Source organism: Chromobacterium vaccinii (genome assembly GCF_000971335.1).
Classification (GTDB): domain Bacteria; phylum Pseudomonadota; class Gammaproteobacteria; order Burkholderiales; family Chromobacteriaceae; genus Chromobacterium; species Chromobacterium vaccinii.
On record NZ_JZJL01000017.1, the window covers coordinates 1 to 25,524 of the forward strand.

Annotated in this window: 24 protein-coding genes; 9 read left to right on the forward strand and 15 right to left on the reverse strand. The window is 65.7% G+C overall.

What is annotated here, in order from left to right; genetic code table 11:
* Window positions 1–684: zinc-binding metallopeptidase family protein (locus tag VL52_RS10240; RefSeq protein WP_046156946.1), on the reverse strand; the 684-nt coding region annotated here is incomplete at its 3' end.
* A 93-nt stretch (window positions 685–777) separates the two neighbouring features.
* Here VL52_RS10240 and VL52_RS25000 point away from each other — a divergent pair.
* On the forward strand, window positions 778–948 hold the full coding sequence (locus VL52_RS25000; protein ID WP_160298933.1) for a hypothetical protein: 171 nt from the start codon (window positions 778–780) through the stop codon (window positions 946–948).
* Window positions 949–1,051: 103 nt separating this feature from the next.
* On the opposite strand, the gene VL52_RS10245 is transcribed toward VL52_RS25000, so the two are convergent.
* The 3 genes from VL52_RS10245 to VL52_RS10255 form a co-directional block, all read right to left on the reverse strand.
* A complete protein-coding gene (locus tag VL52_RS10245; protein ID WP_046156947.1) occupies window positions 1,052–2,371 on the reverse strand; it encodes a TldD/PmbA family protein in 1,320 nt (439 codons plus the stop codon).
* Entirely contained in the window at window positions 2,368–3,828 is a 1,461-nt protein-coding gene (locus VL52_RS10250; protein WP_046156948.1) for a TldD/PmbA family protein, read from the reverse strand. Before VL52_RS10250 ends, VL52_RS10245 begins: the two co-directional genes overlap by 4 nt.
* A gap of 134 nt (window positions 3,829–3,962) precedes the next feature.
* The gene (locus VL52_RS10255; protein WP_046156949.1) at window positions 3,963–4,430 is read right to left on the reverse strand and encodes a nuclear transport factor 2 family protein; all 468 of its coding nucleotides are present in this window, start codon (window positions 4,428–4,430) and stop codon (window positions 3,963–3,965) included.
* Window positions 4,431–4,519: 89 nt separating this feature from the next.
* On the opposite strand from VL52_RS10255, the gene VL52_RS10260 reads away from it, so the two are divergent.
* Window positions 4,520–5,077 (forward strand): TetR/AcrR family transcriptional regulator, encoded by a 558-nt coding sequence (locus VL52_RS10260; RefSeq protein ID WP_046156950.1) that lies wholly within the window; start codon window positions 4,520–4,522, stop codon window positions 5,075–5,077.
* A 57-nt stretch (window positions 5,078–5,134) separates the two neighbouring features.
* Window positions 5,135–5,629, forward strand: coding sequence for a prolyl-tRNA synthetase associated domain-containing protein (locus tag VL52_RS10265; RefSeq protein ID WP_046156951.1), 495 nt, complete (start codon window positions 5,135–5,137; stop codon window positions 5,627–5,629).
* A 42-nt stretch (window positions 5,630–5,671) separates the two neighbouring features.
* Here the strand turns inward: VL52_RS10265 and VL52_RS10270 are convergent, their stop codons facing one another.
* The 4 genes from VL52_RS10270 to VL52_RS10285 form a co-directional block, all read right to left on the reverse strand.
* Entirely contained in the window at window positions 5,672–7,024 is a 1,353-nt protein-coding gene (locus tag VL52_RS10270) for an efflux transporter outer membrane subunit (protein WP_046156952.1), read from the reverse strand.
* A 2-nt stretch (window positions 7,025–7,026) separates the two neighbouring features.
* Window positions 7,027–8,961, reverse strand: coding sequence for a MacB family efflux pump subunit (locus VL52_RS10275; protein ID WP_046156953.1), 1,935 nt, complete (start codon window positions 8,959–8,961; stop codon window positions 7,027–7,029).
* Window positions 8,958–10,151 carry a macrolide transporter subunit MacA gene (gene macA, locus VL52_RS10280; protein ID WP_235429273.1) on the reverse strand — a complete coding sequence of 398 codons (1,194 nt, stop codon included), beginning with the start codon at window positions 10,149–10,151 and terminating at the stop codon, window positions 8,958–8,960. The genes VL52_RS10275 and macA overlap by 4 nt, the downstream gene beginning before the upstream one ends.
* A gap of 128 nt (window positions 10,152–10,279) precedes the next feature.
* Complete coding sequence (locus VL52_RS10285) at window positions 10,280–11,173, reverse strand: LysR family transcriptional regulator (protein WP_235429274.1); 894 nt, start codon at window positions 11,171–11,173, stop codon at window positions 10,280–10,282.
* A gap of 144 nt (window positions 11,174–11,317) precedes the next feature.
* Between VL52_RS10285 and VL52_RS10290 the strand changes: the two genes are divergently transcribed.
* A complete protein-coding gene (locus tag VL52_RS10290) occupies window positions 11,318–12,076 on the forward strand; it encodes an SDR family oxidoreductase (protein WP_046156955.1) in 759 nt (252 codons plus the stop codon).
* Between the two features lie 197 nt (window positions 12,077–12,273).
* Window positions 12,274–12,969, forward strand: coding sequence for a Crp/Fnr family transcriptional regulator (locus VL52_RS10295; protein WP_046156956.1), 696 nt, complete (start codon window positions 12,274–12,276; stop codon window positions 12,967–12,969).
* Here the strand turns inward: VL52_RS10295 and VL52_RS10300 are convergent.
* The 4 genes from VL52_RS10300 to VL52_RS10315 are packed head-to-tail and all read right to left on the reverse strand — an operon-like array spanning window position 12,945 to window position 16,047.
* Window positions 12,945–14,198 carry a hypothetical protein gene (locus tag VL52_RS10300; protein ID WP_046156957.1) on the reverse strand — a complete coding sequence of 418 codons (1,254 nt, stop codon included), beginning with the start codon at window positions 14,196–14,198 and terminating at the stop codon, window positions 12,945–12,947. The genes VL52_RS10295 and VL52_RS10300 overlap by 25 nt on opposite strands.
* Window positions 14,198–14,410, reverse strand: a complete 213-nt coding sequence (locus tag VL52_RS10305) for a DUF2249 domain-containing protein (protein ID WP_046156958.1) — start codon at window positions 14,408–14,410, stop codon at window positions 14,198–14,200. Before VL52_RS10305 ends, VL52_RS10300 begins: the two co-directional genes overlap by 1 nt.
* Window positions 14,400–14,831 carry a hemerythrin domain-containing protein gene (locus VL52_RS10310; RefSeq protein ID WP_186009487.1) on the reverse strand — a complete coding sequence of 144 codons (432 nt, stop codon included), beginning with the start codon at window positions 14,829–14,831 and terminating at the stop codon, window positions 14,400–14,402. Before VL52_RS10310 ends, VL52_RS10305 begins: the two co-directional genes overlap by 11 nt.
* A 31-nt stretch (window positions 14,832–14,862) precedes the next feature.
* Complete coding sequence (locus VL52_RS10315) at window positions 14,863–16,047, reverse strand: NnrS family protein (protein WP_046156960.1); 1,185 nt, start codon at window positions 16,045–16,047, stop codon at window positions 14,863–14,865.
* A 164-nt stretch (window positions 16,048–16,211) separates the two neighbouring features.
* Between VL52_RS10315 and trpC the strand changes: the two genes are divergently transcribed.
* Window positions 16,212–17,009, forward strand: coding sequence for an indole-3-glycerol phosphate synthase TrpC (trpC, locus tag VL52_RS10320; protein ID WP_046156961.1), 798 nt, complete (start codon window positions 16,212–16,214; stop codon window positions 17,007–17,009).
* Window positions 17,010–17,068: 59 nt separating this feature from the next.
* Here the strand turns inward: trpC and VL52_RS10325 are convergent, their stop codons facing one another.
* The 3 genes from VL52_RS10325 to VL52_RS10335 all read right to left on the reverse strand — a co-directional run bounded on the left by VL52_RS10325 (window position 17,069) and on the right by VL52_RS10335 (window position 21,319).
* Entirely contained in the window at window positions 17,069–17,977 is a 909-nt protein-coding gene (locus VL52_RS10325; RefSeq protein WP_052729248.1) for a lipase secretion chaperone, read from the reverse strand.
* Window position 17,978: 1 nt separating this feature from the next.
* Window positions 17,979–18,911, reverse strand: a complete 933-nt coding sequence (locus VL52_RS10330; protein ID WP_144408713.1) for an esterase/lipase family protein — start codon at window positions 18,909–18,911, stop codon at window positions 17,979–17,981.
* Between the two features lie 173 nt (window positions 18,912–19,084).
* Window positions 19,085–21,319 carry a patatin-like phospholipase family protein gene (locus tag VL52_RS10335; protein WP_160298934.1) on the reverse strand — a complete coding sequence of 745 codons (2,235 nt, stop codon included), beginning with the start codon at window positions 21,317–21,319 and terminating at the stop codon, window positions 19,085–19,087.
* A gap of 104 nt (window positions 21,320–21,423) precedes the next feature.
* Between VL52_RS10335 and VL52_RS10340 the strand changes: the two genes are divergently transcribed.
* From VL52_RS10340 to VL52_RS10350, 3 genes are all read left to right on the forward strand, one after another.
* Window positions 21,424–22,941, forward strand: coding sequence for a cyclic-di-GMP receptor FimW-related protein (locus tag VL52_RS10340; protein ID WP_046156963.1), 1,518 nt, complete (start codon window positions 21,424–21,426; stop codon window positions 22,939–22,941).
* A gap of 215 nt (window positions 22,942–23,156) precedes the next feature.
* On the forward strand, window positions 23,157–24,956 hold the full coding sequence (locus VL52_RS10345; protein ID WP_046156964.1) for a S8 family serine peptidase: 1,800 nt from the start codon (window positions 23,157–23,159) through the stop codon (window positions 24,954–24,956).
* A complete protein-coding gene (locus tag VL52_RS10350) occupies window positions 24,953–25,420 on the forward strand; it encodes a serine protease external chaperone (RefSeq protein WP_046156965.1) in 468 nt (155 codons plus the stop codon). The genes VL52_RS10345 and VL52_RS10350 overlap by 4 nt, the downstream gene beginning before the upstream one ends.
* Window positions 25,421–25,524: the final 104 nt, after the last annotated feature.

A 25,524-nucleotide genomic window follows, 5' to 3' on the forward strand; every position in this document is an offset into this window, starting at 1 on the left:
GTTGGCGTTGCCGCGGCCCAGATGGATGTCGGCGCCGGAGTGGCCGCCCTTCAATCCCTTGATGGTCAGGCTGGCCACTTGGTAGCCGGCCGGAACCGGCTCGACCGCGTATTCGCGGGTGACGTTGACGTCGACGCCGCCGGCGCAGCCCATGTAGAACTCGCCCCACTCTTCGGTATCGATATTGATCAGGTATTGGCCATTCAGCAGGCCGGTTTCCAGACCCAGCGCGCCGCCCATGCCGGCCTCTTCGTCCAGCGTCAGCAGCACTTCCACCGGGCCGTGGGCGACGTCGTCGCCGGACAGCACCGCCATGCCCAGCGCCACGCCGATGCCGTTGTCGGCGCCCAGCGTGGTGTTTTCGGCGATCAGCCAGCCGTCCTTCAGCACCGGGCGGATCGGGTCCTTGAAAAAGTCGTGCTCGGTGCCGCTATTGGCCTGGCAAACCATGTCCAGGTGGCCCTGCAGCACCACGCCGGCCCGGTCCTCATAGCCCGGCGTGGCCGGCTTGCGGATGATCAGATTGCCCACCTGGTCGACCACGGTTTCCAGGCCGCGCAGCTCCGCCCAGCCTTTCATGTAGTCGCGCACCTGCTCCTCATGCTTGGACGGGCGCGGAATGTCGCACAGGGTTTGGAAATGTTCCCAGACGGCGGTCGGTTCGAGCTTGGCGATATCAGTCACAACGCATTCCTTGATTCGGTGTCGCGGCGCGGCTCACGTTTGGCCGCGCCGCCGGATACAACATCCGCCATCCGGCGAAGGCTGGAAATATAGATGCCACATCGACATGCCGCGCCCGGCGCTCAGCGTTTTGCCGGCCATGTCTGGTGGTTCGCGATGGGATCATTCTACACCATGCGCGATGAAGAGAAAGCATGCCATCCGCGCATGCTCTCTTGCGGTTTTTCTTGGCGAAACATAGCGGACATTGAGCATATTGCATGACCGCGCCGCCATGCCAAACGCATCAACCATGTAAAAACCGCATACGTTACGCCCGCGCGAGCAGCCGGAGCAAGGCAAGTCAGCCTTGCCCCGGCAACTGCGGCTACAAACTGAAGCGCAATGACTTGACCAGCGCGCCAGGCAACAGCTTGCTCTGGGTCGCGCGGCCGCCATAGCTGCCGGCGTCCACCAGCAGCTCGCGCTCCGCGGTCAAGGCTTCCAGCTGCTCGCCCAGCAGGCTGTACAGGCTATCGTCGAAACGCATCACGCCCAAGGGGGCGGCTATTTTTCCATTCTCCACCCAGAAGCAGGCGAAGCGCGTCATGCCGGTGATGCGGCAGGCGGCGCGGTCGGAGAAATTCAAGTACCACAGATTGGACAGATAGACGCCGGTGCCCAACGCCTTCAAGGCTTCGTCGCGCGGCAACTCGCCCGGGGCCAGCTGCATGGACTCCGCGTACTCGTCGGCTCCGGCATTCGGCTCCAGGCCGAACTCCCGCGCGCTGCGCGGGCCGATCAGGCTGTTTTGGTGCGCGCCGCCGGCAATCAGCTCCACCCGCTCCGGCCGGATGAACCCCTCCGCCTGAAACAGCGGCGACAGCCCTTCCCCGGCCGCCTCAGCCAGGCTGACCCGCGGCGACAGCTTCGCCTCGCCGTCGACCAGCCTCAGCAAAGGGCTGCGCTTGGCCCGCGCCTCTTTTTCCGACAAGCCGCCCCAGTTCAGCATGGACAGCAGGCCGCCCAAAGCGGTGGGGGTGAAATAGGCGCGGTACTCGCCCGGCTCCAGCGTTTTGGCCGGCAGCTTCAGCAAGGCCAGTTGCTCGGCGGCCTCGGCGATGCCGCTCCGGATCGCGCCGGCATCCCAGACGCTACCGGCCTGGCTGCGCTTCACCGCCTTGTCGCCATGCGAATACAGGCTCCAGTCGAAGTTCCAGCTCTCGCCCTGCTGCCAGTTGAACTGGCCCAGATGGTTGGCGAAGCCGAAGCTCATCTCGCCGCTGGCCAGGATGCCCACCAGATCCAGCCCTTCCGCTGCGGCGAGAATGTCGGCCACCATTGCTTCCGCCGGCGGCAACGCGCCGGGAGCGATCCTTTCGGTGCAGCTGGGCTGCTCGCTCAACAGCAGGAAGGGATCGTCCTCCACCTGCTCCAGCGCCTCGCGCAGCGCCGGCAGCGAGGCCTCCAGCAAGGCCAGGTCGTCATCGCCACCGCACAGCGACAGCTGTTGCGTGGCCTGGCGCTTGCCGCGGATCAGCCTCAGATCCAGGTAGGCCTGCTCCACCCCGCCGGCCTGGCGCACCTTGCCATGGTTGAAACGGACGAAATCGGTGCGCTCCGCCTCCAGCCACAACGTGAATCCCTCTTCCTCGCGCAGCAGCCCGCTCAGCGCCGCCGCCAGTCTTTGCAAATGCGCGCGCATCATGCCGCTCCTCCGAATACGTCCACCTCGCCGAATACGCAGGCCGGCGAGGCATGCCCCACCCGCACCACCTGATTGGGTTCGCCCTTGCCGCAATACGGCGTGCCCATCACCGTGAAGGTGCCGGCATCGCCCACCGCCTTCAGCGAGCGCCAGAAACCGGCGGAAACGCCGCGGTAGTTGGGATTGCGCACCACGCCCTTCAGCTCGCCGTTTTCGATCAACTGCCCCCATTCGCAGCCGAACTGGAATTTGTTGCGCGAATCGTCGATGGACCAGCTGACGTTGGTCTGCATCAACACGCCGCGCTCGATGCCGGCCACCAGTTGCGCAAATGTTTTGTCGCCGGGCTCGACATTGAGATTGGCCATGCGGTCTATCGGCGCACGGTTCCAGTTGCACGCGCGGCTGTTGGCCACGCAGTCCAGCGCAAACCCGTTCAATCTGGCGCGGGCGGACGAGATGTCGCCGCCCAGCGGGCGCTCCAGGACGCCGTTACGGATCAGCCACGCCTTCTCCGCCGGCTTGCCGTCGTCGTCCCAGCCGTAGCTGGCCAGCTCATTGCGTTGCAGCGGGTCGAAAGTGACATTGAGCAGCTCGGAGCCGTAGCGATAGCTGCCGAACATGTCCGGCGTGACGAAGCTGGTGCCGGCGTAGTTGCGCTCGTCGCCCAGGATGCGGTCCAGCTCCAGCGGGTGGCCTATGCTTTCGTGGATCTGCAGCATCATCTGCTCGGGCATCAGCAGCAAGTCCATCTTGCCGCTCGGACAGTTGGGCGCGGCCAGCAGCTGCAGGGCTTCGTCGGCGACGCGGCGGCCCGCGCCGCGCAAGCCGGCCTCGGCGATCAGCTCCAGCCCGCCCTGGCGGCCCAGGCCGCCGTACTGACCGCCCAGGCTGCGGGTTTGCACCCGCCCCTTGTCGAATGCCGTCACCGCCAGCGAAGGCGTCAACGCGCGCATGCGCTGCTCGGCTTCGCCGCCTCCGGACGTCAGATACAGCTGGCGGATATCCTGCCGCCACAAACTGGCCGACCAATCCACCACCCGGTCGTCGCAGCCTTTGGCCGCCGCCGACTCGCTGAGCAGCAGATCCAGCAGCGCGGCGCGCGGCCACTCCGTCTCGCCGTCGCATTCCGGACCCTGGTAACGGCCCTGCGGGCTGGGCAGCTGGATCTGCCGATAATCGAACACGCCCCGCTCCGCAGTGGCGCGCGCCCAGTTCCGGGCGCGCTCGAAAGCCGCGCGCAGCCCGGCTTCGCTCAAATCGGCGGTGGCCGCATAGCCGTTGCCGCCGCCATCGAGCACCGTGATCATCGCGCCGCGGTCGTGTCGGCGCACGAGCGGCTGCTGCCGCCCCTGGCGCACGCTCAGGCGCTCGTTGTCTTCCTCCACGTAGCGCAGCGAACAGAAGTCCGCCTGCGGCTGCAGCGCCAGAAAACGCTGTCGGATGGTTTCAAGCATGGTCAAGTCTCCGGAAGAGGCCGCAATGTCAACAGCATCGATACTAAGCAGCCAGGCCGCATCCTGTCCATGCCGCGCGCGAAAGTCGCAACGCGCAAGATGCTGCGCCCGGCCGTCCGGCTTGCATGCCGCTCTTACAAACCCAGCTCGCCAAGACCGGGATGATCGTCCGGCCGCCGGCCCAGCGTCCAGAAGAACTTGCGTTCCGCCTCCCGGATCGGCATGTCGTTGATGCTGGCGTGCCTGTCGGTCATCAGGCCGTCGGCGCCGAATTCCCAGTTCTCGTTGCCGTAGCTGCGATACCACTGGCCTGCGTCGTCACGCCACTCATAAGCGAAGCGCACGGCGATGCGATTGCCGTCAAACGCCCAAAGTTCCTTGATCAGCCGGTAATCCAGCTCTCGCTTCCACTTGCGCTCCAGCATCGCCTGCGCCTCGGCCCGGCCGCGCGGGAAATCGACGCGGTTGCGCCAACGGGTGTCCAGGCTGTAGGCCAGCGCCACGCGCGCCGGATCGCGGCTGTTCCAGCCGTCTTCGGCCAAGCGGATTTTTTCGATCGCGGTTTCACGGGTGAACGGCGGCAGCGGAGGACGGGTTTCCATATCGGTTTCCTTTTCAAATTAAGTAGACAGATCTGTCTACATGCAAACCAGTCTAGACCAAAGTAGACAAGTCTGTCTACAATCACTTCATGAAATCGATTCCGCCCACCGACATCGCCGCGCGGCCCGCCCGCGACCGCATCCTCGCCACCGCCCACCGGCTGTTCTATCAGGAAGGCCTGCGCGCCACCGGCATAGACCGGCTCATCGCCGAGTCCGGCGTCACCAAGGTCACCTTCTACCGCCACTTCCCCAGCAAGAACGACCTGATCCTGGCCTATCTGGCGCAACGCCACAGTCTCTGGATGGGTTGGTTTCGCGCCGCGCTAGCGCGCCGAGACGGCCCCGCCGCGCTAGCGGACGCCATGCGCGAGTGGTTCGCCTCGGACGACTTCCGCGGCTGCGCCTTCATCAACGGGGCGGGAGAAATGCCGGCCGAGCCGGCGGTGATGGACGCCGCGCGGCGGCACAAGGCAGAGATGCGGCAAGCGATAACCGAGCGGCTGCCGGAAGGCCCAGGCAAGGCCGAGATGGCGGAAATGCTGTCCCTGGCCGCAGACGGCGCCATCGTGCGCGCTCAGCTGGACGGCCAGGCGGATGCCGCGCTGGCGGCGCTGGAAAACTTGATCGGAAAACTGGCGGGGTGACGCGCCGACATCGGCCGTGATAGTTTCGAAGGGAACGAAAACGCCGGAGACGCCCGCATGGAACACGCCCTGTACCGCTTGCTGGACGAGCAGCGGATCCCCTACCAACGCTTCGAGCACCCGCCGGTCTACACCTGCGAGGAGGCCGCCCGGCTGATCCCGGACCTGCCGGGCGCGGAGTGCAAGAACCTGTTTTTGTGCGACGCCAAGGGCCGCCGCCACTTCCTGGTGGCGGTGCCGGCCAATGCCGGCGTGGATATCAAGGCCTTGGGCGAAACGCTGGAGGTCAAGGGCCTGCGCTTCGCGTCGCCGGAGCGGCTGAAGAAATATCTGGGGCTGGAGCCGGGATCGGTGACGCTGCTGGCCGCTGTCAACGACCGCGATCATCAGGTGGAAGTGGTGGTGGACAATGCCTTGTGGGCGCGGGAGGCGATACTCTGCCACCCGCTGGTCAACACCGCCACCCTGAGCGTGCCGGTGGAAGGGTTGGCGCGGCTGCTGGCGCACACCGGCCACGCGCCGCGCGTGATCGCGGTGCCCCGCCGCGGCTAGCGCGGCCTGACGGCCGCCGAGTCAGCGGCCAGCCATTGCCGCTCAAGCGGGCGAAGCGCCTCCGCCCAAAGTCTTGTACAGATACGCCAGGTTCTTCAGCCGCTCCAGATTCAAATCCAACAGCTTCTCCCGCGCCTGGCGCTCACCGCGCGCGGCCTCCAGCCAGGATTGGATATCGGTTTCTCCGGCAAGGTAGCGGCTCTGGGCCAGCTGGGCGTTTCGCCCCGCCAAGCGCAGCGCCTCGCTTTGCAGAGCGGCACTGGCGGCCAGGCGGCGTCGTCCATCCAGGCCCTCTTCCACCTCGCGATAGGCGCCGTACAGCGTCTTGCGGAACTCCACCTCCGCCAGTTGGTAGTCGGCCTCGCTCGATTTCAGCTTCAAATCCAGCCGCCGCCAGTCGAGAAAAGGCAGGGACAGCGTCGCGCCCAGGCCTAGCTGCGCGCCGGGGACGGCGCTGCCTCGGCCAAGGTCTCCGTTCAGGCTGAAACGCGGAAAGAAATCCGCCCGGCGCTGGTCCGCATCGGCCAGCTTGCCTCGCAGCCGCGCTTCGGCCGCCTGCAAATCCGGCCGGCGGCGCAATAAGTCTCCCGGCAGGCCCGCGGCGATGCCGGGCAGCGACGGCTGCTCTGCCAGCGGCGGGATCTCCGGCAACGACAAACCCGGCGGCTCGTCCAGCAGCAGCGCCAGCGCGTTTTCCTTCTTGCGCAGCTCTTCCCGCTGGCTCAGCAGGCTTGCGCGCTGCGCCAGCGCCTCGCTGTCCGCCTGGGTCGCATCCTGTTCGGCCAGCGCGCCCGCCTTCCGCCGGGAATGCGCCAGCGCCTGCATGCGGACCGCGTCGGCCAGCGCCGCCTCGGCCAGGGCGAGCCTGGCCTTCTGCGCGGCGATGTCCCAATACAAGCTGGCGGCGGCGCTGTCGGACAGCAAGTCGGCGCTGATCTGGTCGTAGCGGCTGGCGACGAAGGCCTCTCCCGCAGAACGCTGCGCGGCGTCCAGCCGCCCCCACAGGTCGACCTCGTAATCCACTTTCAGGCCGGCGCTGCGGCTATTCGACCAATCGCCGCCATCCAATGGACGGCTGCGGCTGCCCGACAGCGAGCCGCTCAGCGTCGGCCGCGCTTCGCTGTCGGCCAGGCCGGCCTCCAGTTGCGCCTTGCGCAATTTCAGCAGCGCGATCTCCAAATCGGGATTGCGGCTGCGCGCATGGCTCAGTACCCGCAGCAGCGCCGGATCGGCGAAACCGCCCCACCACGCCTCGCGGCCCATGTCCTGCTCCGCCGTGTTCGGCTGCGCCCACTGCGCCGGCGTCCGCAAGGGCTGCCGCTGATACGGCGTGGCCTGGCAGCCGGCCAGCAAGGCGGCCAGCGCCAGCCATGTCCATTTCTTGCGCTTGTCCATTTTCACTCCCGCGCCAGCGCGTCTATCGGGTTCAGCCTGGCGGCGCTGCGCGCCGGCAAAAAGCCGAACAGCACGCCGATCAGCGACGAGCACGCCACCGCCAGCAGGATGGCCGTCGGCGACAGCGACATCTTCCACGAGCTGACGAATAGCGCGAACACGAAGCTGATGCCATAGGACAGCATCACGCCGATGGCGCCGCCGACCAGGCAAACCAGCACCGCCTCGGTCAGGAACTGCTGCAGCACATCCCCCTGGCGGGCGCCCACCGCCATGCGGATGCCGATCTCGCGGGTGCGCTCGGTCACCGAGACCAGCATGATGTTCATCACGCCGATGCCGCCCACCACCAGCGAGATCACCGCGATCAGCGTCAACAGCAAGGCCAGCGTGCGGCTGGTGCTCTCCACCGTTTTCAGCACGTCTTCCATATTGTGGGTAAAGAAATCCTTGCCGCCATGGCGCTGAGTCAACAGCGTGGTGATGGCTTTTTCCGCCAGCTTGGTCGGCTGGCCGTCTTTCACCCGGATCACGAAACGGTCGAAATGCTGCTGGCCGAACAAGCGGCTGGCGGTGGTGGAATACGGCATCCACAGCTGCAGCGAATTGCCGCCGAAGCCGCGGTCGCGCTGCGCCACCACGCCGATCACCGTCGCCGGCACCGTGCCCACCAGAATCACCCGCCCCACCGCCTCGCCGTCGCCGAACAACTTGCGGCGGGCGTTCTTGTCCAACAGCGCCACCTGCCGCTGCTGGCGGATGTCGTCGCGGCTGAAGCCCTGGCCCTCGGCCAGCTTCATGCCCTGCACGCGGAAAAAATCCCGCCCCACGCCGCTGACCGAGCCGTTGACGTCGACATTGCGGTAGCGGATGCGCTGCGGCTGCGTGGTTTCCGGCGTCACGCTGTCCACGTAGCCCTCCTCCGCCAGCGCGGCGATGTCGCCCGGCAGGAAGGTGCGGATGCCTTCGGCCTTGTCGTCGCCCCAGTCCTTGCCGCGGAACACGGTGATGGTCTGGGTGCCCATCGCGCGGATGTCGTTGAGCACGTAGTCGCGCGCGCCCTCGCCGATGGCGATGATGGACACCACCGAGGTGATGCCGATGACGATGCCCAGCATGGTCAGCGCGGTGCGCAGGCGGTTGGACAACATAGCCAGCATCGCCATCTTGAACGCCTCGGCCATTCGCTCTCGCGGGGACGGGCCGCCATCGGCCCGAGCTTCCTCGCCTCCGGCTTCGGCAACAGGCTTCACCGCGCCGCTGTCGCGCAGGATTTCGCCGTCGCGGATTTCGATCACGCGGTCGGTCTGCGCGGCGATGGCCGGATCGTGGGTGACAATGATCACGGTATGGCCGGAAGTGTTCAGCTCCTTCAGGATCCGCATCACCTCTTCGCCGCTGCGGCTGTCCAGCGCGCCGGTCGGCTCGTCGGCCAGAATGATGCGGCCGCCGTTCATCAGCGCGCGGGCGATGGATACCCGCTGTTGCTGGCCGCCGGACAGCTGCCCGGGCCTATGATGCTCCTTGCCCGCCAAACCCAGCCGCGCCAGCAGCGCCTGCGCCCGCTCGCGCCGCTCATGCAGCGCCATGCCGGCGTAGACGGCGGGCATGGCGACATTGTCCAAGGCCGACAGATGCGGCAGCAGGTGGTAGCGCTGGAAGATGAAGCCGAAATGCTCGCGCCTGAGCGCGGCCAGCTGGTCGCCGTCCAGGCTGCCGGCATCGCGCCCGGCCACCCGGTAGCGCCCGGCCGACGGCTGGTCCAGGCAACCCAGAATGTTCATCAGCGTGGACTTGCCGGAGCCGGACGCGCCGACGATGGCCACCATCTCTCCCGGCGCGATGCTCAGCGACACATCCTTCAGCACCGCCACCTCGTCCTCGCCGGACGGAAAGCGCCGCCAGACGCCATCCAGCTGAAGGCCGGCCCCGCTCATGCGCTCACCATCACGGCGCCGCCCTCTTCGGGCTTGTCGGGCTGCTCCCCGGTCACCACCAGCTCTCCCGCCTTCAGCCCGTCCAGTACCTGGGCGCGGGTGGAGGTTTTCATGCCGATGCGCACCTGGCGCTCCTCCAGCCTGCCGTCCTTGCCCTTGACCTTCACCGCGTGGCGGCCGTCCCTGCCCGCAGCGCCCAATGCGGACAAGGGAATGCTCAAGGCCGTGTCGACGCGGGACAACACGATGCTGACCTGGGTGGTCATGTCCACCCGCAGCTTGCCATCGGGATTGGGCACGTCGAACAGCGCCTTGTAGAACATGGCGTTGTTGATTTTCTCCGGCATCGGCAGGATGGCGCGCAGCTTGCCCCAGTGACGCTGGTCCGGCGCGCCCAGCACGGTGAAGTACACCGGCAGGCCGGCCTTCACCCGGATCACATCGGCCTCGGCCACATAGGCCCGCACTGTCACCTTGCTCAGATCGGCCAGCTTGAGGATTACCGGCACCGTCTGGGTGGCGATCACGGTCTGGCCCTGCTGGGTGACGATCTCCAGCACCTCGCCGTCCATCGGCGCCTGGATGCGGGTGTAGCCCAGCTTGGTGCGCTTGCTGTCCAGTTGCGACTGGTCCTGGCGGATCTGCGCCTGCAGCTCCGCCAATCCAGCCTTCAAAGTCTGGTAATTGGTATCGGCGGCCAGCAGGTCCTTATCCGAGGTAGAGCCCTCGGCATGCATGCGGCGCTGGCGCGCCAGCTCCTGCTCGGCCTGCCGAAGCGCGGCCTGCTTGGCCTGGCGCTGCGCGACGCGCGCGTCCAGCGAGGCTTCGGCGGCGCGCAAATCGTTGAGGCTGTCTTCCGGATCGATTTCGGCCAGCAGCTCGCCCTGCTTCACCTTGTCGCCCGCCTCCACCTTCAGCGATTTCAGCTGGCCGTTGGCCTGGGCGCCGACATCCACCTGCCGCAACGCCTGGATCACGCCGCTGGCCAGCACCAGATCCTCCAGCTCGCCGCGTTCCACTTTGGCGGTCAGCACCGGCGGCGGCGGGTCCTCCGCCAGCCAGCGGTGCGCGCCCCAGCCGGCCAGAGCCAGAACCGCCAACAAGGCCGCGGCGTTGCGCCACGGCCGCTTGCCTAAGCCCCAACCCCGGAAGCGCCGCCACAAGGCGGCCAACCCGCGCGCGGGGAGCAACAAAATGCCAAACCATTGCCTGAACCGCATCATCACCAACAATTCGTTAACAAAAGCAAACTTTGTCAGGCAATTTAGTTACAAAGTAGTTCCATTCCCATCTATTTAAGCACATTCACATAAAGCCGCTATTCCAACCGCAAACGCTCGCGCAGCAGCGCGGATGCCCACTCGACAAACACCTGCACCCGCCGCGACAGATGCCTGCGGTGCGGATACAGCACCGATACCGGCATCGCCGGCGGCGGCCAATCGGCCAGCACTTCCACCAGTCGTCCGGCGGCGACATGCGGCTCGGCGTCGTAGCGCGGCAACTGGATCATGCCTAGCCCGGCTAGCGCGCAGGCGATATAGCTTTCCACCTGGTTGACGCTGACCTGGGACTTCAACGCCAGCTCGCGCCGTTCGCCTTCTTGCAGATACTCCCAGGCAAACACCTTGCCGGTGGACGGCGACGCGTAGTTGACCGCGCGATGGCCAACCAGCTCGTCTGGCGAGGCCGGCGCGCCGAAAGCGGCCAGATAATCCGGGCTGGCGTAATTGCCCTGCGGCAACAGGCCGATCCGGCGCGCCACCAGGCGCGACTCGGCCAGCGCGCCGACGCGGATCACGCAGTCGACGCCCTCCTGGATCAAGTCCACCGGCCTGTCGGTCACCCCCAGCTCCAGCTCGATATCGGGATACTGCGCAAAGAACGCCGGCAACGCCGGCGCCAGCACCTGCCGCCCTATCGGCCCCGGCACATCTATCCGCAACTTGCCGCGCGGGCTGGCGCCCTGCTGGCTGAACAAGGACTCCAGCTCGTCGAAATCCGCCAATAGCTGCTGGCAACGCTCGTAGAAAGTGCCGCCGTCCAGCGTCAGCTGCACCCGCCGCGTGGTCCGGTGCAGCAGCCGCGCGCCCAATTGCGCCTCCAGTTGCTGCACCGCGCTGGACACCGTGGCCCGCGGCAGCTGCAACTGCTGCGCCGCCCGGGTGAAGCCGCCGCAATCGACGACGGCGGCGAAAACCCGCATCGCCATGACCCTATCCATAGCCGCTCCAATTGGTACGATTTTCTGGATAGTTTAAACAATAAAGCGCCGTTTATCCGGATCAAACCCGGCAATACACTGCAAAGCGTCAACAGCAAGCCGCGCCAGCGGCGAACCCAACGGAGAACTGACATGAGCCAAGCCAACTTTGCAGGACAAGTCGCACTGATCATCGGCGCATCGCGCAATATGGGCCGCGCCTTCGCCGAAGCGCTGGCCGCCGACGGCGCCGCCGTCGCCATCCACTACCACAGCGCAGGCTCCCGCGCCGGGGCGGAAGAAGCCGCCGCCGCGATTCAAGCCGCCGGCGGCCAGGCCTTCGCGGTACAGGCCGACGTCACCAAGGTGGCGGAAGTCCGCCGCCTGTTCGACGCGGTGGAAGACCGCTTCGGCCACGTCGACATCCTGATCAACACCGCCGGCATGATGGTGAAGAAAGCGATCACCGAGGTCAGCGAGGAAGAGTTCGACGCCATCTTCGCGCTGAACGCCAAGGCCGCGTTCTTCGCGCTGCAGGAAGCCGGCCGCCGCCTCCGCGACAACGGCCGCATCGTCAGCGTCGGCACCTCGCTGCTGGCCGCCACCACCGGCCACTACGGCGCTTACGCCGGCAGCAAGGCGCCGCTGGAGGACTTCACCCGCGCGCTGGCCAAGGAAATCGGCCACCGCGGCGTCACCGTCAACGTGGTCGCCCCCGGCCCGATGGACACCGAGTTCTTCTACGCCGCGGAAACGCCGGAAGCGGTCGCTTACCTGAAGCGCGCCAGCATCAACGGCCAGTTGGGCCAAGTGGCCGACCTGGTGCCGCTGGTCAAGCACCTGGTTTCGCCGGAAAACCGCTGGACCACCGCCCAGACCCTGTTCATCAACGGCGGCTTCGTCTCCCGCTAAGCTCCCTCTGCTCAGAAAAGCCGCCGCCAGGCGGCTTTCTCACTCATGCGGCCTGGGCAAGGGGCCCGCTCCCGCATCGCGCCTTCCTGCGCCAGGCGCCTGAAAAAACCTGTCGGCTGTCAAATATCGCGCTTTGCTAATAATTCGCGGGATGAGTTAGCATCCACCATCGCCACACCGCTTCCGAAAGCCCCGCCATGTCCCAGATCGACATCATCCAGCACCTGCGCCACCAACCCTTGTTCCAGCGCTTGTCGGACAGGCAACTGGCCACGCTGGAGCCTCACGTTCACGCCAAGCGCGGCGATCGGGGACTGCTGCTGTTTCAGCGCGGCGACGAATGCGACGGCATGTATGTGGTGGTGTACGGCAAGGTAAAGCTGGCGATCCCCTCGCCGCAAGGCGTGGAGAAGGTGGTGGAGATCATCCACCCCGGCCAGAGCTTCGCCGAGGCGGTGATGTTCCTGGGCAAGCCCTATCCGGTGCTGGCCCAACTGCTGGAAGACAGCCTGCTGCTGCACATCGGCGCGGCCGGCGTGTTCCAGGCGTTGGCCGAGGACCCGGGCTTCGCGCGCAATATGCTGGCCGGCATGTCGCTGCGCCTGCACGGCATGGTGCGGGACGTGGAGCGCTACTCGGTGGAAACCGCGCTGCAGCGCGTGATCGGCTACCTGCTGCAGCAAATGGACGACGCGCCCGCCGGCGAGAAAGTCGTGCTGACGCTGGAAGCCAACAAGAACCTGATCGCTTCCCGCCTGAACCTGACACCGGAAACCTTCTCCCGCGTGCTGCAGCAATTGAGCAAGGCCGGCCTGGTGGAGGTCGATGGCAAGGACGTCGCCCTGCTCGACCCCGCCGCGCTGGCCGACTACGGCATGACGCCGGCCTCCTGAGCCTCTCTCCAGTTTCGCGCGCAGGCGCGGTGGCGCCATACCGCCCTGCCCGCGTCCCAAGCCACTAGCGCGGCCAGCGCGCATGTTCCGACGCCTGCCGCCGCTCCAGGCAGCACCCCCAAGGCCAGTGCGCAACCCATCGCCAGGCAGGCTGAAAACACAAATAGGCATCGACGCTGCGCCGATTCCGGCAACAGCGCCAGCGTGGCCGGCGGCCTCGCTCCGGGCGGCGCCTTGCGCTGCAGGTCCAGCCACAGCAGGAAGGGCAATATCTTGTAGAACATGCCCAGCACCGCGCCTGCGCCCAGTCCGAACAGCAGCAGCCAGCCGCTCAACGCCGCCCAGCCGGCGGCCAGCAGCCCAAGCGCCAATGCCGCCATCGCCATCTGCCAGAAGCGCCGCCCGCAGTCTCCGGGACGCCGGCTTCGCCGCTGCAAGCTCCAGGTCATGGCGGCAAAGGCCAGCGCCGCCATCCATGCCGGCAGCCAGGCCAGCCAACTCGCCGTCAACTGCCATCCCAAACCGGACGCCAGCAACGACGCCGGCCAAATCATCGCGGCATGCCGCATCCAGCGCCCCGGATACGCCGGCGTGATCTGGAACATCGGCACCACCGTGGCCGCCACCGCCATGACCAGGCCCAGCAGCCATCCGCCCAGCGCCCACAGCGCATGCCAATCCAGCAAGGTTTTCCAAGGCAGCGGCCAGGCCGCGCCCAGGGTGCCCGCCAGGGCGATGCCCAAACCGGCGGCGACCAACAGCGCGGCCAGCGCCGACGCCATGCCGCGGGTGGTCGCGTCGCGCGCCGGACTCTTGGCGATGCCATGAAGGCCGAAGCCGGCGAAAACCAGCAAGGCCCAGCCCAACAGCGCGGCGGCCGGCAGCAACAGCGCCGGCAGGAAGCCATTCAGAAAAGCCGCCGCCAGCAGGCCGCAGCCAAGCTGCAACGGCCAGAACAGCGCATGCAGCAGCAAACGGGGGCGGGAAAACGATACTCCGGCCACCACCGCCAGGATCTGCAGCGCCGCGCCGAACATCGCGTTGCCCAGCGCGCCCAGCGCCAACAGGTGCGCGGCGGCCAGCGCCGCCGGGTCGAAGCGGTCCAGCGGACCGGGCCCCGCCAACATCAGGCACAATCCGGCAATGAACAACCAGCACGGCGACGCCAGCAGAAAAGGCAGGGGAAGGCTCAGCGGCGGCGCCCGGTCATAGGACGGCCACCCCTGCATCAACTGCGCTCCATGATCAGCAGCACGCCGCCGTCGCCCGATAATTCGAAGCGGTAAGCCAGGCCGGCCATCCTGTCCAGCAAAGGCAGCAAGGGGGTCGGAAAATGCGGCAGCACGAAGCTGGCGGACTGGCCAGGCGACAACCGCTCCGCCTCGCCCAGCACGATGTCCATCGGCTCCGGCGGCGGCAGATCGCGAAGGTCAAGCGGCATGGCCGGCCTCCTCCAGCAAGCGCCCCAGATCCGGCAGGCATTGCTCGCACATCGGATACAGGATGTTCTCCTCCTTCATATTGTGCTGCTGGGTCAGGATCAACAGCGTGTCGGCCTCGGCCAGGAAGCCGCCGCCATCGCGCGCGGCCAGCGCCTGGGCCATGCCGTCCAGCAATTGCCGCATCTGCGCATGCTCGGCGCGCATCACCACGGTGGGGCCGGCTCGCATGCCGCTGGCCTGTTCGAAGGCGGGGAACAACCTCTCTTCTTCCAGCCGGAAGTGGCCCTCCATCTCGCCGCGCATCGCGGCGAAAGCGGATTCGGCAGCGGGCCAGTCCTGAGCGCGCGCGGCTTGCTCGGCGTCGGCAAAACGGGCGTCGCAATCCCGGTGCTGGCCGGTCAACAGTTCGGATGGGGTCATGATGGTCTCCAGTTTGAAATTTGTAAGCCGATCAACCCTCTTTGCCGTCGGCGCGCGGACGCAGGTAAACCGGCAGGAAGCGGCTGCCCCACAGCAGCAGGGTCAGCAGCCATCCCGCCGCGGCCAGGCCGTACATGCCGGCGCGCCAGCCGGCCGGCAGCAGATCCGCAACCACGCGGGCCAGCGCCAGCCACTGAGCGGCCAGATACAGCCCCCACAAGGCCTTGCCGGCCTCCAGCGGCTGCCCGGAATGGCCCAGCGATACCCGCGACACGAACGCGATCATCATGGTCAGGAAGAAGCCGACCGAGATCGCGTGCAGCGGCGCCCAGGCCAGGCCGCCCAGCGCGCCCTGCCAGGCGTACAACGCGAAGCCGGCAGCCAGCCAGGCGAAAGACAGATGCAGCATGGCCAGCAGCTTCACCCGCAGCGAGGCCAGCAGCCCCCAGCGCCAGCTGGTATAGCCAAACAAGACGGCCAACGCCAGATCCAGGCTCCAGGACGGCCAGCCGGCGATGGACAACAGACCGTGCCCCAGAGAGCCTCCCAGCATCGCCGCCAACAGCCACCACGGCCGCCAGGGCTGATACGGCGCCAGCACGCTGGAGGAGAAAAACGGCAGCATGCGGTGGCACACGGTCAGGAATACCGGCAGCAAAAAGCCCCACAAGGCCAGGTCCCGCATCCACAGCCAACCGCGGACATCGCCGCTCAACAGCCAATAGCCGGCCGCGCCAAGCGCCAGGACGCCGATGCCGAAAGCCGACAGCACCGCCCAGGCATGGCGCCGATCCGGCGCCGGGCTGGCCAGCAACAAGCGCGCGAAGCCTCCGGCCAGGCCGAGAAAACCCAGGCTGTACACCAGATGGCCGGCCAGCAGCCAAACGCCTCCGACTGCCGCGCCGGCCAGCCACAGCAGCAGGCCGGCGGCCAGCAACGCCGGCGTCAGCAGATAGGCCCCGCGTCCGGGCGGCGGCACATTCAGCCAGCGCGGTCCGGCGGTGAACAGAAAGCCGGTCATGAACAAGGGAAAGAAACCGAACAGCATCAGGAAACCGTGGGCCAGCATCGCCGGCAGCGCCAAGGGCAGGCCAAGGCCAAACAGGCGCGCGGCCAGTTCGGCGCTCCAGCCCGCCAGCAGCAGGATGGCCAGCAGCATGCCGGGCAGGAACGCCGCCCGGTGCGGGGCGGAAAAGAAAGGATGAGCGCGCGCCATGGCGAAACTCCGACGGGTGGGGGTGCCCGCAGTATCCGGCCCGGCCAAGAGAACGAGAATGATTTGAATCAAGCATCCGAAACGATGTCCGTCCCGCCGGGCTTGCCATCCCGCCTGATGTTCTGCATGATTGCCCATTCGTTGTTGTCAACATAGAAGCCAGCATGTCCGACATTCTCAACACCATCATCGCCACCAAACATCAGGAAATCGCCGCCGCGCAGGCCAGCCGGCCGCTGTCCTCGGTACGGGCCGACGCCGAAGCGCGCGGCGACCGCCGCGATTTCGTCGCCGCCCTGCGCGCCAAACACGCGCTGGGCAAGGCGGCCGTCATCGCCGAGATCAAGAAAGCCAGCCCCAGCAAAGGCGTGATCCGCGAGGACTTCCAGCCTGCCGCCATCGCCGAGGGCTATGCCGCCCACGGAGCGGCCTGCCTGTCGGTGCTGACCGACCGCCAGTATTTCCAGGGCGACGCGAGCTACCTGGAGGCGGCGCGCGCCGCCTGCCACCTGCCCGTGCTGCGCAAGGATTTCATCGTCGACGACTACCAGGTGTACGAAGCCCGCGCGATGGGCGCCGACTGCATCCTGTTGATCGCCGCCGCTCTCGAACTGCCCAAGATGAAGGCGCTGGAGGCATTGGCGAACGAGCTGGGCATGGCGGTGCTGGTGGAGGTCCACAACGAAGAAGAGCTGGATGCCGCGCTGCAGCTGAAAACCGAGCTGGTCGGCGTCAACAACCGCAACCTGCGCACTTTCGAGGTGAGCCTGGCCACCACGCTGAAGCTGCTGCCGCGCATCACCGACGGCCGCATCGCCATCACCGAGAGCGGCATCGCCACTATCGAAGACGTGCGGCTGATGCAGGCCAGCGGCGTGCACACCTTTCTGGTCGGCGAGGCCTTCATGCGCGAGGCCGAGCCGGGCGAGGCGCTGCGCCGTCTGTTCTTCACCCACGCCTGAGCGAAGCCGCTCCACGAAAAACAGGCACCCTTGGGCGCCTGTTTCGTCTCCCGCATCGGTCAGTTGGGCAAATACGCCGGCAGGCGCAGCGCCTCCTGCGGCGAAAACCGCTGAGACTGCAGTTGGGCGACCGCTTGCTGCCGCTGCCGCGCGCTCAGTCCGCCGTTGGAGAGAATGGCCGTCCGCTCGCTCTTGAAGTCGTCCAGCCGCTTCTGCCAGCCGGCCTGCTCCCGATCCAGCTCCCCCAGCCTGTCCGCCGCCGCCTGTCCCACCATCCCGGCGCGCAATTGGTAAAGCTGCTGTTCGCCGCCTCCGCCCTGCTTCAACCGGGCTTCCGCGTCGGCTAGCGCCAAGTGCTTGACCGGCTCCTCGCGCGCGGCGCGCAGCGCGGACGGCAGCCGGCTCTCCAACTGCGCGACCATCCGCTGCTTGTCGGCCGCGCTCAGCGCCGGATTGGCCTCGATCGCCAACCGCCTGGCGGTAAAGTCGTCATAGCGGTCTTCGTCGCCGAACAAGCCGTCCAGTTCAAGCTGGCTGAAATACTGCCGCCTGGCCGCCTGCACCAACTCCAGCCGGCGCGGCAGATTCGCGGCCGCCGCCTCCTTGCCGGCGAGCGAACGCTTGTAGGCGACATAACGGTCGAACAACCCCATCGCCTGCGTCAGCGTCCCGCCTCCCAGCGCTCGCTTGAGCTGGCTCCGCAACTCGGTACGGATGGCGGCCAGATCGCGCTCGCCCAGCGTGGCCAGGTAGTAGTCGAACAGCTGGCGCAACTGCTGATCGACCACCAGCTTCCCTCCGGTTTCGGCGGCGGCGCCGTCCGGCCGAGTGCCGACCAGCGACGCCGCGAAGCCGCCGCGCGCCGCCTGGCGGGCCGCGGCCGCTTCCGGCTGCGCGCCATCCGGCCAGACCCACCAGGCCAGCAAGGCGGCGCAGGCCGCCGCCAGCGTCAAGCCGAGGCGGCGCATCTCACAGCCCCGCGTTTTTCAGCCGGTTGGCCTGCTGGCGGTACAGCGAGACCGGGCTCACCTCGAACAGGCTGACCAGGCCGAAGCTCTGATTGATCTCGTTGACGTGGTTCATCTTGTAATCGTCGCGGATCACCTGGCCCAGGTGGGCCGAGCATACGCTGACCAAGCCATCCGACGGCGTGGAGCCGAAAGCCAGGCCCAGCGCGCCCATCGGCACGGTCAGCGGGTCCAGGACATTGGTGGTGGTGGCGGCGCCGGTCCACGAGTAGTAACGCACTCCCTTGGCCTCGTAATCGCCCTCGCCGCAAGCCGAAGTCGGCACGCCGCCCGGGAACTTGGCGCTGAACGCCAGCGAACCGGCCGTGGTCAGGGAATTCAGCGCATCGATAGGCTGCTGCGGCAGATCGCTGGTGCCCGAGAAGAAGGCCAGCACCTTGACGAACGCCCCGGTCACCGCGGCGGCCACGGCTTCGCTGACCGATCCCGGAGGCGCCACGCCGCGAACGATATCGGCCACGACCGAACCCTTGTTGACGCCGCCGACGGTGGTGACCGAGGCCACCAGGTCCGGCCGCACGCCCGCCACGTAGCGCGCGGTGGGCGCGCCCTGGCTATGGCCGATCAGGTTGACCTTCTGCGCGCCGGTGATGGCCAGGATGCGCTGCACCTGCTGCAACAGCTGCTCGCCGCGCGCCTCATTGCTGCCGGTGGCCGACACTTCGGCTACGAACACCTGCGCGCCATCCTCCTTCAGGGCGGCCGGCACGCGGTAGAAGTAATCGACGCCCAGCACCTGGCCGAAGCCGAACAGGCCGTGCACCAACACGATGGGGTAGCGGGTCTGGGTATAGCCGGAGGATGCGTGGGCCGAAGCGAACGGCAGCAGCAACAAGGCAAGCAAGAAGGCAGTGCGTGACAACAGCTGTTTCATTATCTCTCCCGTTATATCGTGATTGCGGGCCACCGGGATGGCGGCCCTTAACCGGGATAGATCATGACATTGGCAAAATCCAGGATTAATTCAAACGTTTGTCTCAGACGTCGGGCGATCCCATACCTAAGGACAGGCCATCCGCGCGACATCAGCCGCGCGGATGGTCCGGATCAATAGTCTACGCCGAGATAAATGTAGCCGGTCAGCCTGCCCCCCTGCGCGCTGCCCATGCCGACGAAGAACGGCCCGAGAATAGTATCCGCGCCCAGAAAAACCGAACCGGCCGGAATCCAGCGGTGCGCAAGCTTGCTAGTAGCGAAGTCATTGCCCCAAAGCTTGCCAGCCTCAAGCGACACGCCCGCATATACTCCAGACCCCAGCACAGCTGGCAACGATGCCGCGCGCCAGTACACCATCAGCCTGGCCAGCGCCACCTGGCTGGCCAGGAGTTCGCCATTCTGATAGCCCGTCAGGTTCAGGAAGCCGCCCAGGGTTTCCGGGATGAATTCGTCGTCCGATTTGGTATCGACATAGCCTTTGGCCTTGGCAGTGAAGCGCGCGGTGAAATCTCCGTAGGTATGCGCCACTTCGCCGGTGAAATCATAAAGCTTCTGGTTGACCTCGCTACCCAGCCCCGGCAAGCCGGCCGCCAGCTTGCCGCTGAAGTAATAGCCGGAACGCGGCCAGCGCGGGTTATCGAACTGGTCCACCACCAGGCGAGTCTGCACGCCGACATCGCGGAAACGGAAATTGTTAGCGTAGTCAGGAATGCCTTGCGACAAGGTGAAATCGTTATCCTGCCGATAAAGGCCTAATCGCCACTCGCCATACTTGCCCAGCGCCACGCCCGCATTCACCTGCGTTTCGACTATGCTGTTGTTGAATGTGGCAAACACCGTGTGGTCATCATTGAACAGCTTGAACGGACTCTGCTGATACCCTAGCGAAGCGGCGACGAACATCGGGCTGCCGCGCCACAACGGCTGGTACAGTTCGGTCTTGAAGGCCTTGTCGTCGCCAATGGCCACATCGTTGCGCCAGGAGCCTCCCGCAGCGTTCAGCGATGTCCACTCATGCGCGGCGCGCAGCGTGAAGCGGCTGTCGCCCGGCGTGTCGCTGCTAAGATTTAGACCGAAATGCAGGGTGTTCTGGCCTATGCTGCGCTCCACCGGCATCACCATCATCACGTTGCGCCCGGAAACGCTGTCCACGCGATAACCCAGCTTGTCGTACTCGCCCCCGGTGAAGATCTCCGCCAAGCGATTGCGCGCTTCGCCCACCGGTATCCTGTTCGATGAAAAATCCAGCGACTCCTGCAACGACGACATCTTGGTGAAGTCGCCGTCCTTGCCGTCCACCTTGACGTCATCCAGCACCGGGTAGCGGGGCCGGCTCAGCTTGCTCTTCCAGGCCTGGTACTCCGCCTCCGAAACCGAATAGGTAGACAATTGCCGCGCCATTTTGCGGGCCGCCTCGGCGCCGCGCTCGACAATGGCCTTGTGGTCGCCGAAAGACGCCACGGTATAGCCGCTCAGATCCGGCCGGATCACGATGTCGCGCTTGTCCAACCGCTTCATTTGCTCCTGCTGATTGCGCATCACCGCCAAGTTGGAGCTTTGATCGACTACGTCGAACAGCGTGTGTATCTCGTCCGCCTTCAACAGCGGCGTGCTCACATCCACCACGATCACGTGCTCGGCGCAGCGGCCCTTCACCTCCTGCACCGGGATATTGCGGGCGATGGCGCCATCCACCAGCAGCTTGCCGTCGTCCTCCACCAGGTCGAACACGCCGGGAACCGCCATGCTGGCGCGCAAGGCGCGCGACAGAGAGCCCCGGTCGAACACCACCGCGTCGCCGGTCAGCAAATCCGCCGCCACCGCGCGGAATGGAATGGGCAGCTTGTCGAAGCTGTCGATGTCCCGGTCCCGCGTCATTTTATGGATGTAGAGTTCGATGCCCTGGGAGTTGATCGCGCTGCGCGGAACCCGCAGCGCGCCGCCCTTGAGCCCGAAGCTGACATCCAGATAGTTCTGGTAGTCGTTGCGCTTTCGATCGTATGGGATGTCGGTGCGCGCCGGCTTGCCGGACAGCATCTGGTCCCAGTCGGCGGCATTGAACTCGCGCTCCATCTCATCCAGCGGCAGGCCGTTGGCGTAAATGCCACCGATCAGCGCCCCTGCGCTAGTCCCGGAGATGCAGGCCACGGGTATCCGCAGGCGCTCCAGCTCCTTCAAAACGCCCAGGTGGGCGAAGCCGCGCGCGCCGCCGCCGCCGAGCACAACGCCAACACCCTCAGGCACTTGCGTCGCATCCGCGGCGTCCACAGCTGTCGAAATGAACAGTCCGGCCGCGCACAAGGCGAGAATCAGACGACGATAGGGGAAAAACTTGCTTTTTGGCATGCCCGATAAATTTGCGATTATGGTTTCACCAGCATCAATGCGTGACGTAAGATAGAGTGACATATAAGTGAGAACATAAATCCCATATCCAGAAGCCCGGTTCAATGTTTGACTTCAAATCTCTAGTCAGCTCACTTCTCAGCAAGAACACGCCCGCCTCAGGCGTGGCGCAATCTGCCACCCTGCTGGTGCGCGATCTGCCGCAGGCTGAATACTTTACCGCCCTGGTGGAAATCATCAAGGCCGTATCCAAAATCAACGCAGATAGCGAGATGTCGTTGAAGGAACGCATCAAGACGCTGCTCTACGTCGACGACAAGGCTGCCGGCATACACCACCAGCTATGCCAGGATTATCTTCATTCCAGAGGCGGCAGCAAAGGCTATCTGCCCACCATTCTCGCCTATTGGCACGAATTGGCCAGCGCCTACCAGATCTGCCTGCGCCTGCACCGCGGCTCCTCCAGCCAGGCTGGCGACGCGGAGCTGCAGCTGGTCACCACCCGCGGCCTGCATCACCAGATGCGGCTGCTGGCCTGGAACGCGCTGCGTTATCTGAAACCAGAAGGCAACGCCTGGCAGCAAGGCTTCCGTTTCTACACCTACGCGGAGGAAGCGGGCTTCGCCCGTTCGCCCATCCTGCTGTATCCGGACGCCAAGCAGGAAATCAGCTGCGAGCACCTGCTGGTTCAGGCCGGCATGCTGCACCTGGCTCAGACCGAGAACATGCTGCACAAGGAAATCGTCGCGGTGGACCAGCTGTTGATGCTGATTTGCCAGAACATCCCGCTGGACAAGCAGCCGCCGACCGAAATGCCGGTCTTCGTCTACAACCTGTCCCTGCCGGAACCTCCGCAGCCGATGCTGCGCGGCATGGCCGGCAAGTGGCACCGTTACTGGTCCTCCTACGAGATCACCACCCGCCTGGCCGATCTGATGTTCGACCTCGATGTCCGCATCCCCTCGCAAATCGCCGCGCTGGATTGCGAGCTGGAGCGCGAGGAGTGGTCGGTGTTGTGCGAAAAGCTGGCGGTCCGCTGGTCCAGCGATGGCGGCAAGTCGCTGCGCAAATCGGAACGCTCGCTGCACTCCTCCAGCGCTCAGGTATCGATAGGTTTCGACCGCGTGGCCTTCCACATCAAGGTTCAGGATGTAGGCGGGCTGGAAGCCGACCGCATCGATGAATGGCGCATCAACGACATCAGCAGCACCGGCATGGGACTCACCTTCATCGGCAAGACCATAGACCAGTTGGCGATAGGCCGGCTGATCCTGGTCAAAACCGAGACCCACCCGCTGCTGCTGGGCGTAATCCGGCGCATTCTACGCCAGAATAACGGCACCAAGGTGGGCATCGAAATATTGGGACAAACGCCGGTCGGGGTCTCGCTGCAAGATCCGTCGCAACCTGACAGCGCGCCTTTCTCGGCCATTTACATCACGCAACCGAACTCGCGCAAGGGCCAGCGCTGGTTCCTGATGCCCAAGACCCTGCTGGACGATGACAAGCAGCTGGTGCTCAGCGCTCAAGGCAAATCCTATCAGATCAAGCTGAAAGACCCGCAACAGGAATTCGAAGACTGCAGCCACAGCAACTTCGACACGCTGTCCAAAATGGATTGACCCCGCGCCGCCGGCCCGACATGGGCCGGCGCTTCTTGCTTTTCTTCTTGCCGCTTTCCCCAGCTCTCCCTTCTTTGCCCATTCGCGCGAGAACCGCAAATTCTTGCCGCCGAACTTAATATGACAAAAAGATATTTGTGCAATAAAAATTAACAAATATGATCTTCTGGCGACCACAATCGCAAAACAACAAAGGCAAATAGAGGATCTCAATCATGCACGTTCGCATCACCAGCAGCGCAGTCATGCTGGCGCTGGCCTCCCTGGCTAGTCATGCCGCCCCTTCCGCGCCGGATCGCAGCGTTCCATTGCTGCCGGGCGACCCTCTGGTCAACCAGCAATGGCATCTGAAAAACACCGGTCAGAACGCCTTCTCCAAGCGCGGCGGCGTCAAGGGCGTCGACCTCAATCTCGCCTTCACCCACTTGCGCGGCATCCGCGGCATCGGCACCACCATCGCCGTCATCGACGACGGTCTGGAAATCAAACACCCCGACCTGGCCGCCAACATCGTGCCCGGCTCCAAGAACCTGGTGAACGGCAGCAACGACCCAACGCCCGAATCAGGCGGCAACGGCCACGGCACCGCAGTGGCCGGCATCGCCGCGGCGGTAGCCTTCAACGGCATAGGCGGCCGCGGCATCGCGCCTTCGGCCGGCCTCAAGGGCTTCAACTGGCTACTGGCTCAAACCCTGGACGGCTGGCTGCTGGCGCACGGCAAAAAACCGAATGGCGGTCCGCTGGAAGCCTTCACCGACGCCCGCGTATTCAACCAGAGCTACGGCTCCTCCACCCTCACCTCCGTCCCCGGCAACCCGGATCAGGACATCGAGCTGAAAACCGAGGAAGAAACCTACGAAGACGTCAGCCGCAACAGCCACTGGGGCCGCGGCGCGGTATTCGTCAAGTCGGCCGGCAACGCCTACAACTCCTTCCGCCTGAGCAGCACCGAGGTGATATTGGGTTACCAAGGGAACAACGGCTTGCCGGTGCAGGACGCCAACCTGTCCACCGACAACAACAACTACTGGAACGTGGTGGTGTCGGCGCTGAACGCCGACGGCGTGCGCTCCTCCTACTCGTCGGTCGGCGCCAATGTGCTGCTCACCGCTCCCGGCGGCGAGTACGGCACCGATTCGCCGGCGATGGTCACCACCGACCTGTCGGGCTGCGCCCGCGGCTACAACGTCACCGGCAACACCGCCAACGGCCTGCACGGCGGCACCGCGCTGGATCCCAACTGCGACTACAACGGCATCATGAACGGCACTTCGTCCGCCGCGCCGTCCACCTCCGGCTCATTCGCGCTGGTGATGTCCGCCAATCCGGCGCTCAGCGCCCGCGACGTGCGCCACATCCTGATCACCACCGCCCGCCAGGTGGACGCCGCCCAACCGGGCGTGACGCTGGCGTTCAAGGACAAGAACGGCGGCCCGCACAGCTACCAGGCCATTTCCGGCTGGCAGAAGAACGCCGCCGGCCTGCCCTTCCACCAGTTCTACGGTTTCGGCCTGATCAACATCGACAAGGCGGTGGAAAAGGCGCTGTTCTACAGCAAGCCGCTGCCGCCGCTGCAGAAAACCCGCTGGCAGACTGTCTCGGCCCAGGCCGCCATCCCGGATGCCGACGAACGCGGCGTGGAAAGCGCGTACAACCAACCCGACGACCTGACTGTCGAGGCGGTGCAGGTCCTGGTGGACGCCGAGCACGGCCGCGCCAACGATCTGGCGGTGGAACTGATCTCGCCGTCCGGCACCCGCTCGGTGCTGCTGTCTCCGCGCACCGCTCTGGTGGCTGAAACCTACGGCCTCAACCAGCAACGCCTGCTGTCCAATCAATTCTACGGCGAACAAGCCAAGGGCCAGTGGCGGCTGCGCGTGATCGACACCAATGGCGCCGAATACCAGTACGTCTATCGCGCCAATGGCCAAAACAACGTCTACTCGCTTCCCAACGCGGAAGGCAAACTGAAATCGTGGTCGATCCGCTTCTTCGGCCACCGGAGCGCAGCATGAAACAGATCATCCGACTCATTCCCCTCGCCCTGCTGACCCTGGCCGCCAACAGCCAGGCCGCCGAGCCGCCCTTCCTGGCCCAACCCGCCGGCCAGGCGGTCGTGATCAACGGCAAGACCTACTATAAGCAGGCTCCGCAATCCAAGATCCCCAATGGCGTTTCCGCCCGCAGCACCGGCACCCCGGCGCCGTCGCTGAAGCGCGGCGATGTGGTGCAGGCCGCCAAGCAACGCGTGCCGGCCACCGTCAGCGGCACCGTGCTGGTGCAACTGGCATCGCCCAACGACGAAGCCGCCGTCGCCCGCGATCACGGCCTGACCGTGCGCTACCGCACCGCCAGCATCGTCATCTTCAACACGCCGGCCCAGGCCGATCTGCTGGCGCTGCAGCAAAAGCTGTCCGCCGACAAGCGTGTGAAAAAGGCCCAGCTGGAGTTGGCCAGCAACGACAAACAGGCTGAATAAGCCCCGGCTCGCCGCTCGGCACACGGCCCCGGTCATCGATCGGGGCTTTTCTCCGCCTTGCGCACACGACCGCCGAGAGCCCTCGCCCTCACGTCGCGCAAACT

What these genes read in the sequence shown, in the direction of transcription:
- VL52_RS10265 (WP_046156951.1), top strand. Translation starts at nt 5,135, where the DNA reads ATGGAACACGCCCTGTACCGCTTGCTGGACGAGCAGCGGATCCCCTAC.
- VL52_RS10295 (WP_046156956.1), top strand. Translation starts at nt 12,274, where the DNA reads ATGTCCCAGATCGACATCATCCAGCACCTGCGCCACCAACCCTTGTTC.
- VL52_RS10285 (WP_235429274.1), bottom strand. Translation starts at nt 11,173, where the DNA reads ATGGCGATGCGGGTTTTCGCCGCCGTCGTCGATTGCGGCGGCTTCACC.
- VL52_RS10325 (WP_052729248.1), bottom strand. Translation starts at nt 17,977, where the DNA reads ATGCGCCGCCTCGGCTTGACGCTGGCGGCGGCCTGCGCCGCCTTGCTG.
- VL52_RS10260 (WP_046156950.1), top strand. Translation starts at nt 4,520, where the DNA reads ATGAAATCGATTCCGCCCACCGACATCGCCGCGCGGCCCGCCCGCGAC.
- VL52_RS10335 (WP_160298934.1), bottom strand. Translation starts at nt 21,319, where the DNA reads ATGCCAAAAAGCAAGTTTTTCCCCTATCGTCGTCTGATTCTCGCCTTG.
- trpC (WP_046156961.1), top strand. Translation starts at nt 16,212, where the DNA reads ATGTCCGACATTCTCAACACCATCATCGCCACCAAACATCAGGAAATC.
- VL52_RS10345 (WP_046156964.1), top strand. Translation starts at nt 23,157, where the DNA reads ATGCACGTTCGCATCACCAGCAGCGCAGTCATGCTGGCGCTGGCCTCC.
- VL52_RS10255 (WP_046156949.1), bottom strand. Translation starts at nt 4,430, where the DNA reads ATGGAAACCCGTCCTCCGCTGCCGCCGTTCACCCGTGAAACCGCGATC.
- VL52_RS10245 (WP_046156947.1), bottom strand. Translation starts at nt 2,371, where the DNA reads ATGATGCGCGCGCATTTGCAAAGACTGGCGGCGGCGCTGAGCGGGCTG.
- VL52_RS10305 (WP_046156958.1), bottom strand. Translation starts at nt 14,410, where the DNA reads ATGCCGCTTGACCTTCGCGATCTGCCGCCGCCGGAGCCGATGGACATC.
- VL52_RS10270 (WP_046156952.1), bottom strand. Translation starts at nt 7,024, where the DNA reads ATGGACAAGCGCAAGAAATGGACATGGCTGGCGCTGGCCGCCTTGCTG.
- VL52_RS10350 (WP_046156965.1), top strand. Translation starts at nt 24,953, where the DNA reads ATGAAACAGATCATCCGACTCATTCCCCTCGCCCTGCTGACCCTGGCC.
- VL52_RS10290 (WP_046156955.1), top strand. Translation starts at nt 11,318, where the DNA reads ATGAGCCAAGCCAACTTTGCAGGACAAGTCGCACTGATCATCGGCGCA.
- VL52_RS10275 (WP_046156953.1), bottom strand. Translation starts at nt 8,961, where the DNA reads ATGAGCGGGGCCGGCCTTCAGCTGGATGGCGTCTGGCGGCGCTTTCCG.
- VL52_RS10250 (WP_046156948.1), bottom strand. Translation starts at nt 3,828, where the DNA reads ATGCTTGAAACCATCCGACAGCGTTTTCTGGCGCTGCAGCCGCAGGCG.
- VL52_RS10315 (WP_046156960.1), bottom strand. Translation starts at nt 16,047, where the DNA reads ATGGCGCGCGCTCATCCTTTCTTTTCCGCCCCGCACCGGGCGGCGTTC.
- VL52_RS10300 (WP_046156957.1), bottom strand. Translation starts at nt 14,198, where the DNA reads ATGCAGGGGTGGCCGTCCTATGACCGGGCGCCGCCGCTGAGCCTTCCC.
- VL52_RS10340 (WP_046156963.1), top strand. Translation starts at nt 21,424, where the DNA reads ATGTTTGACTTCAAATCTCTAGTCAGCTCACTTCTCAGCAAGAACACG.
- VL52_RS10310 (WP_186009487.1), bottom strand. Translation starts at nt 14,831, where the DNA reads ATGACCCCATCCGAACTGTTGACCGGCCAGCACCGGGATTGCGACGCC.
- VL52_RS10330 (WP_144408713.1), bottom strand. Translation starts at nt 18,911, where the DNA reads ATGAAACAGCTGTTGTCACGCACTGCCTTCTTGCTTGCCTTGTTGCTG.
- VL52_RS25000 (WP_160298933.1), top strand. Translation starts at nt 778, where the DNA reads ATGCCACATCGACATGCCGCGCCCGGCGCTCAGCGTTTTGCCGGCCAT.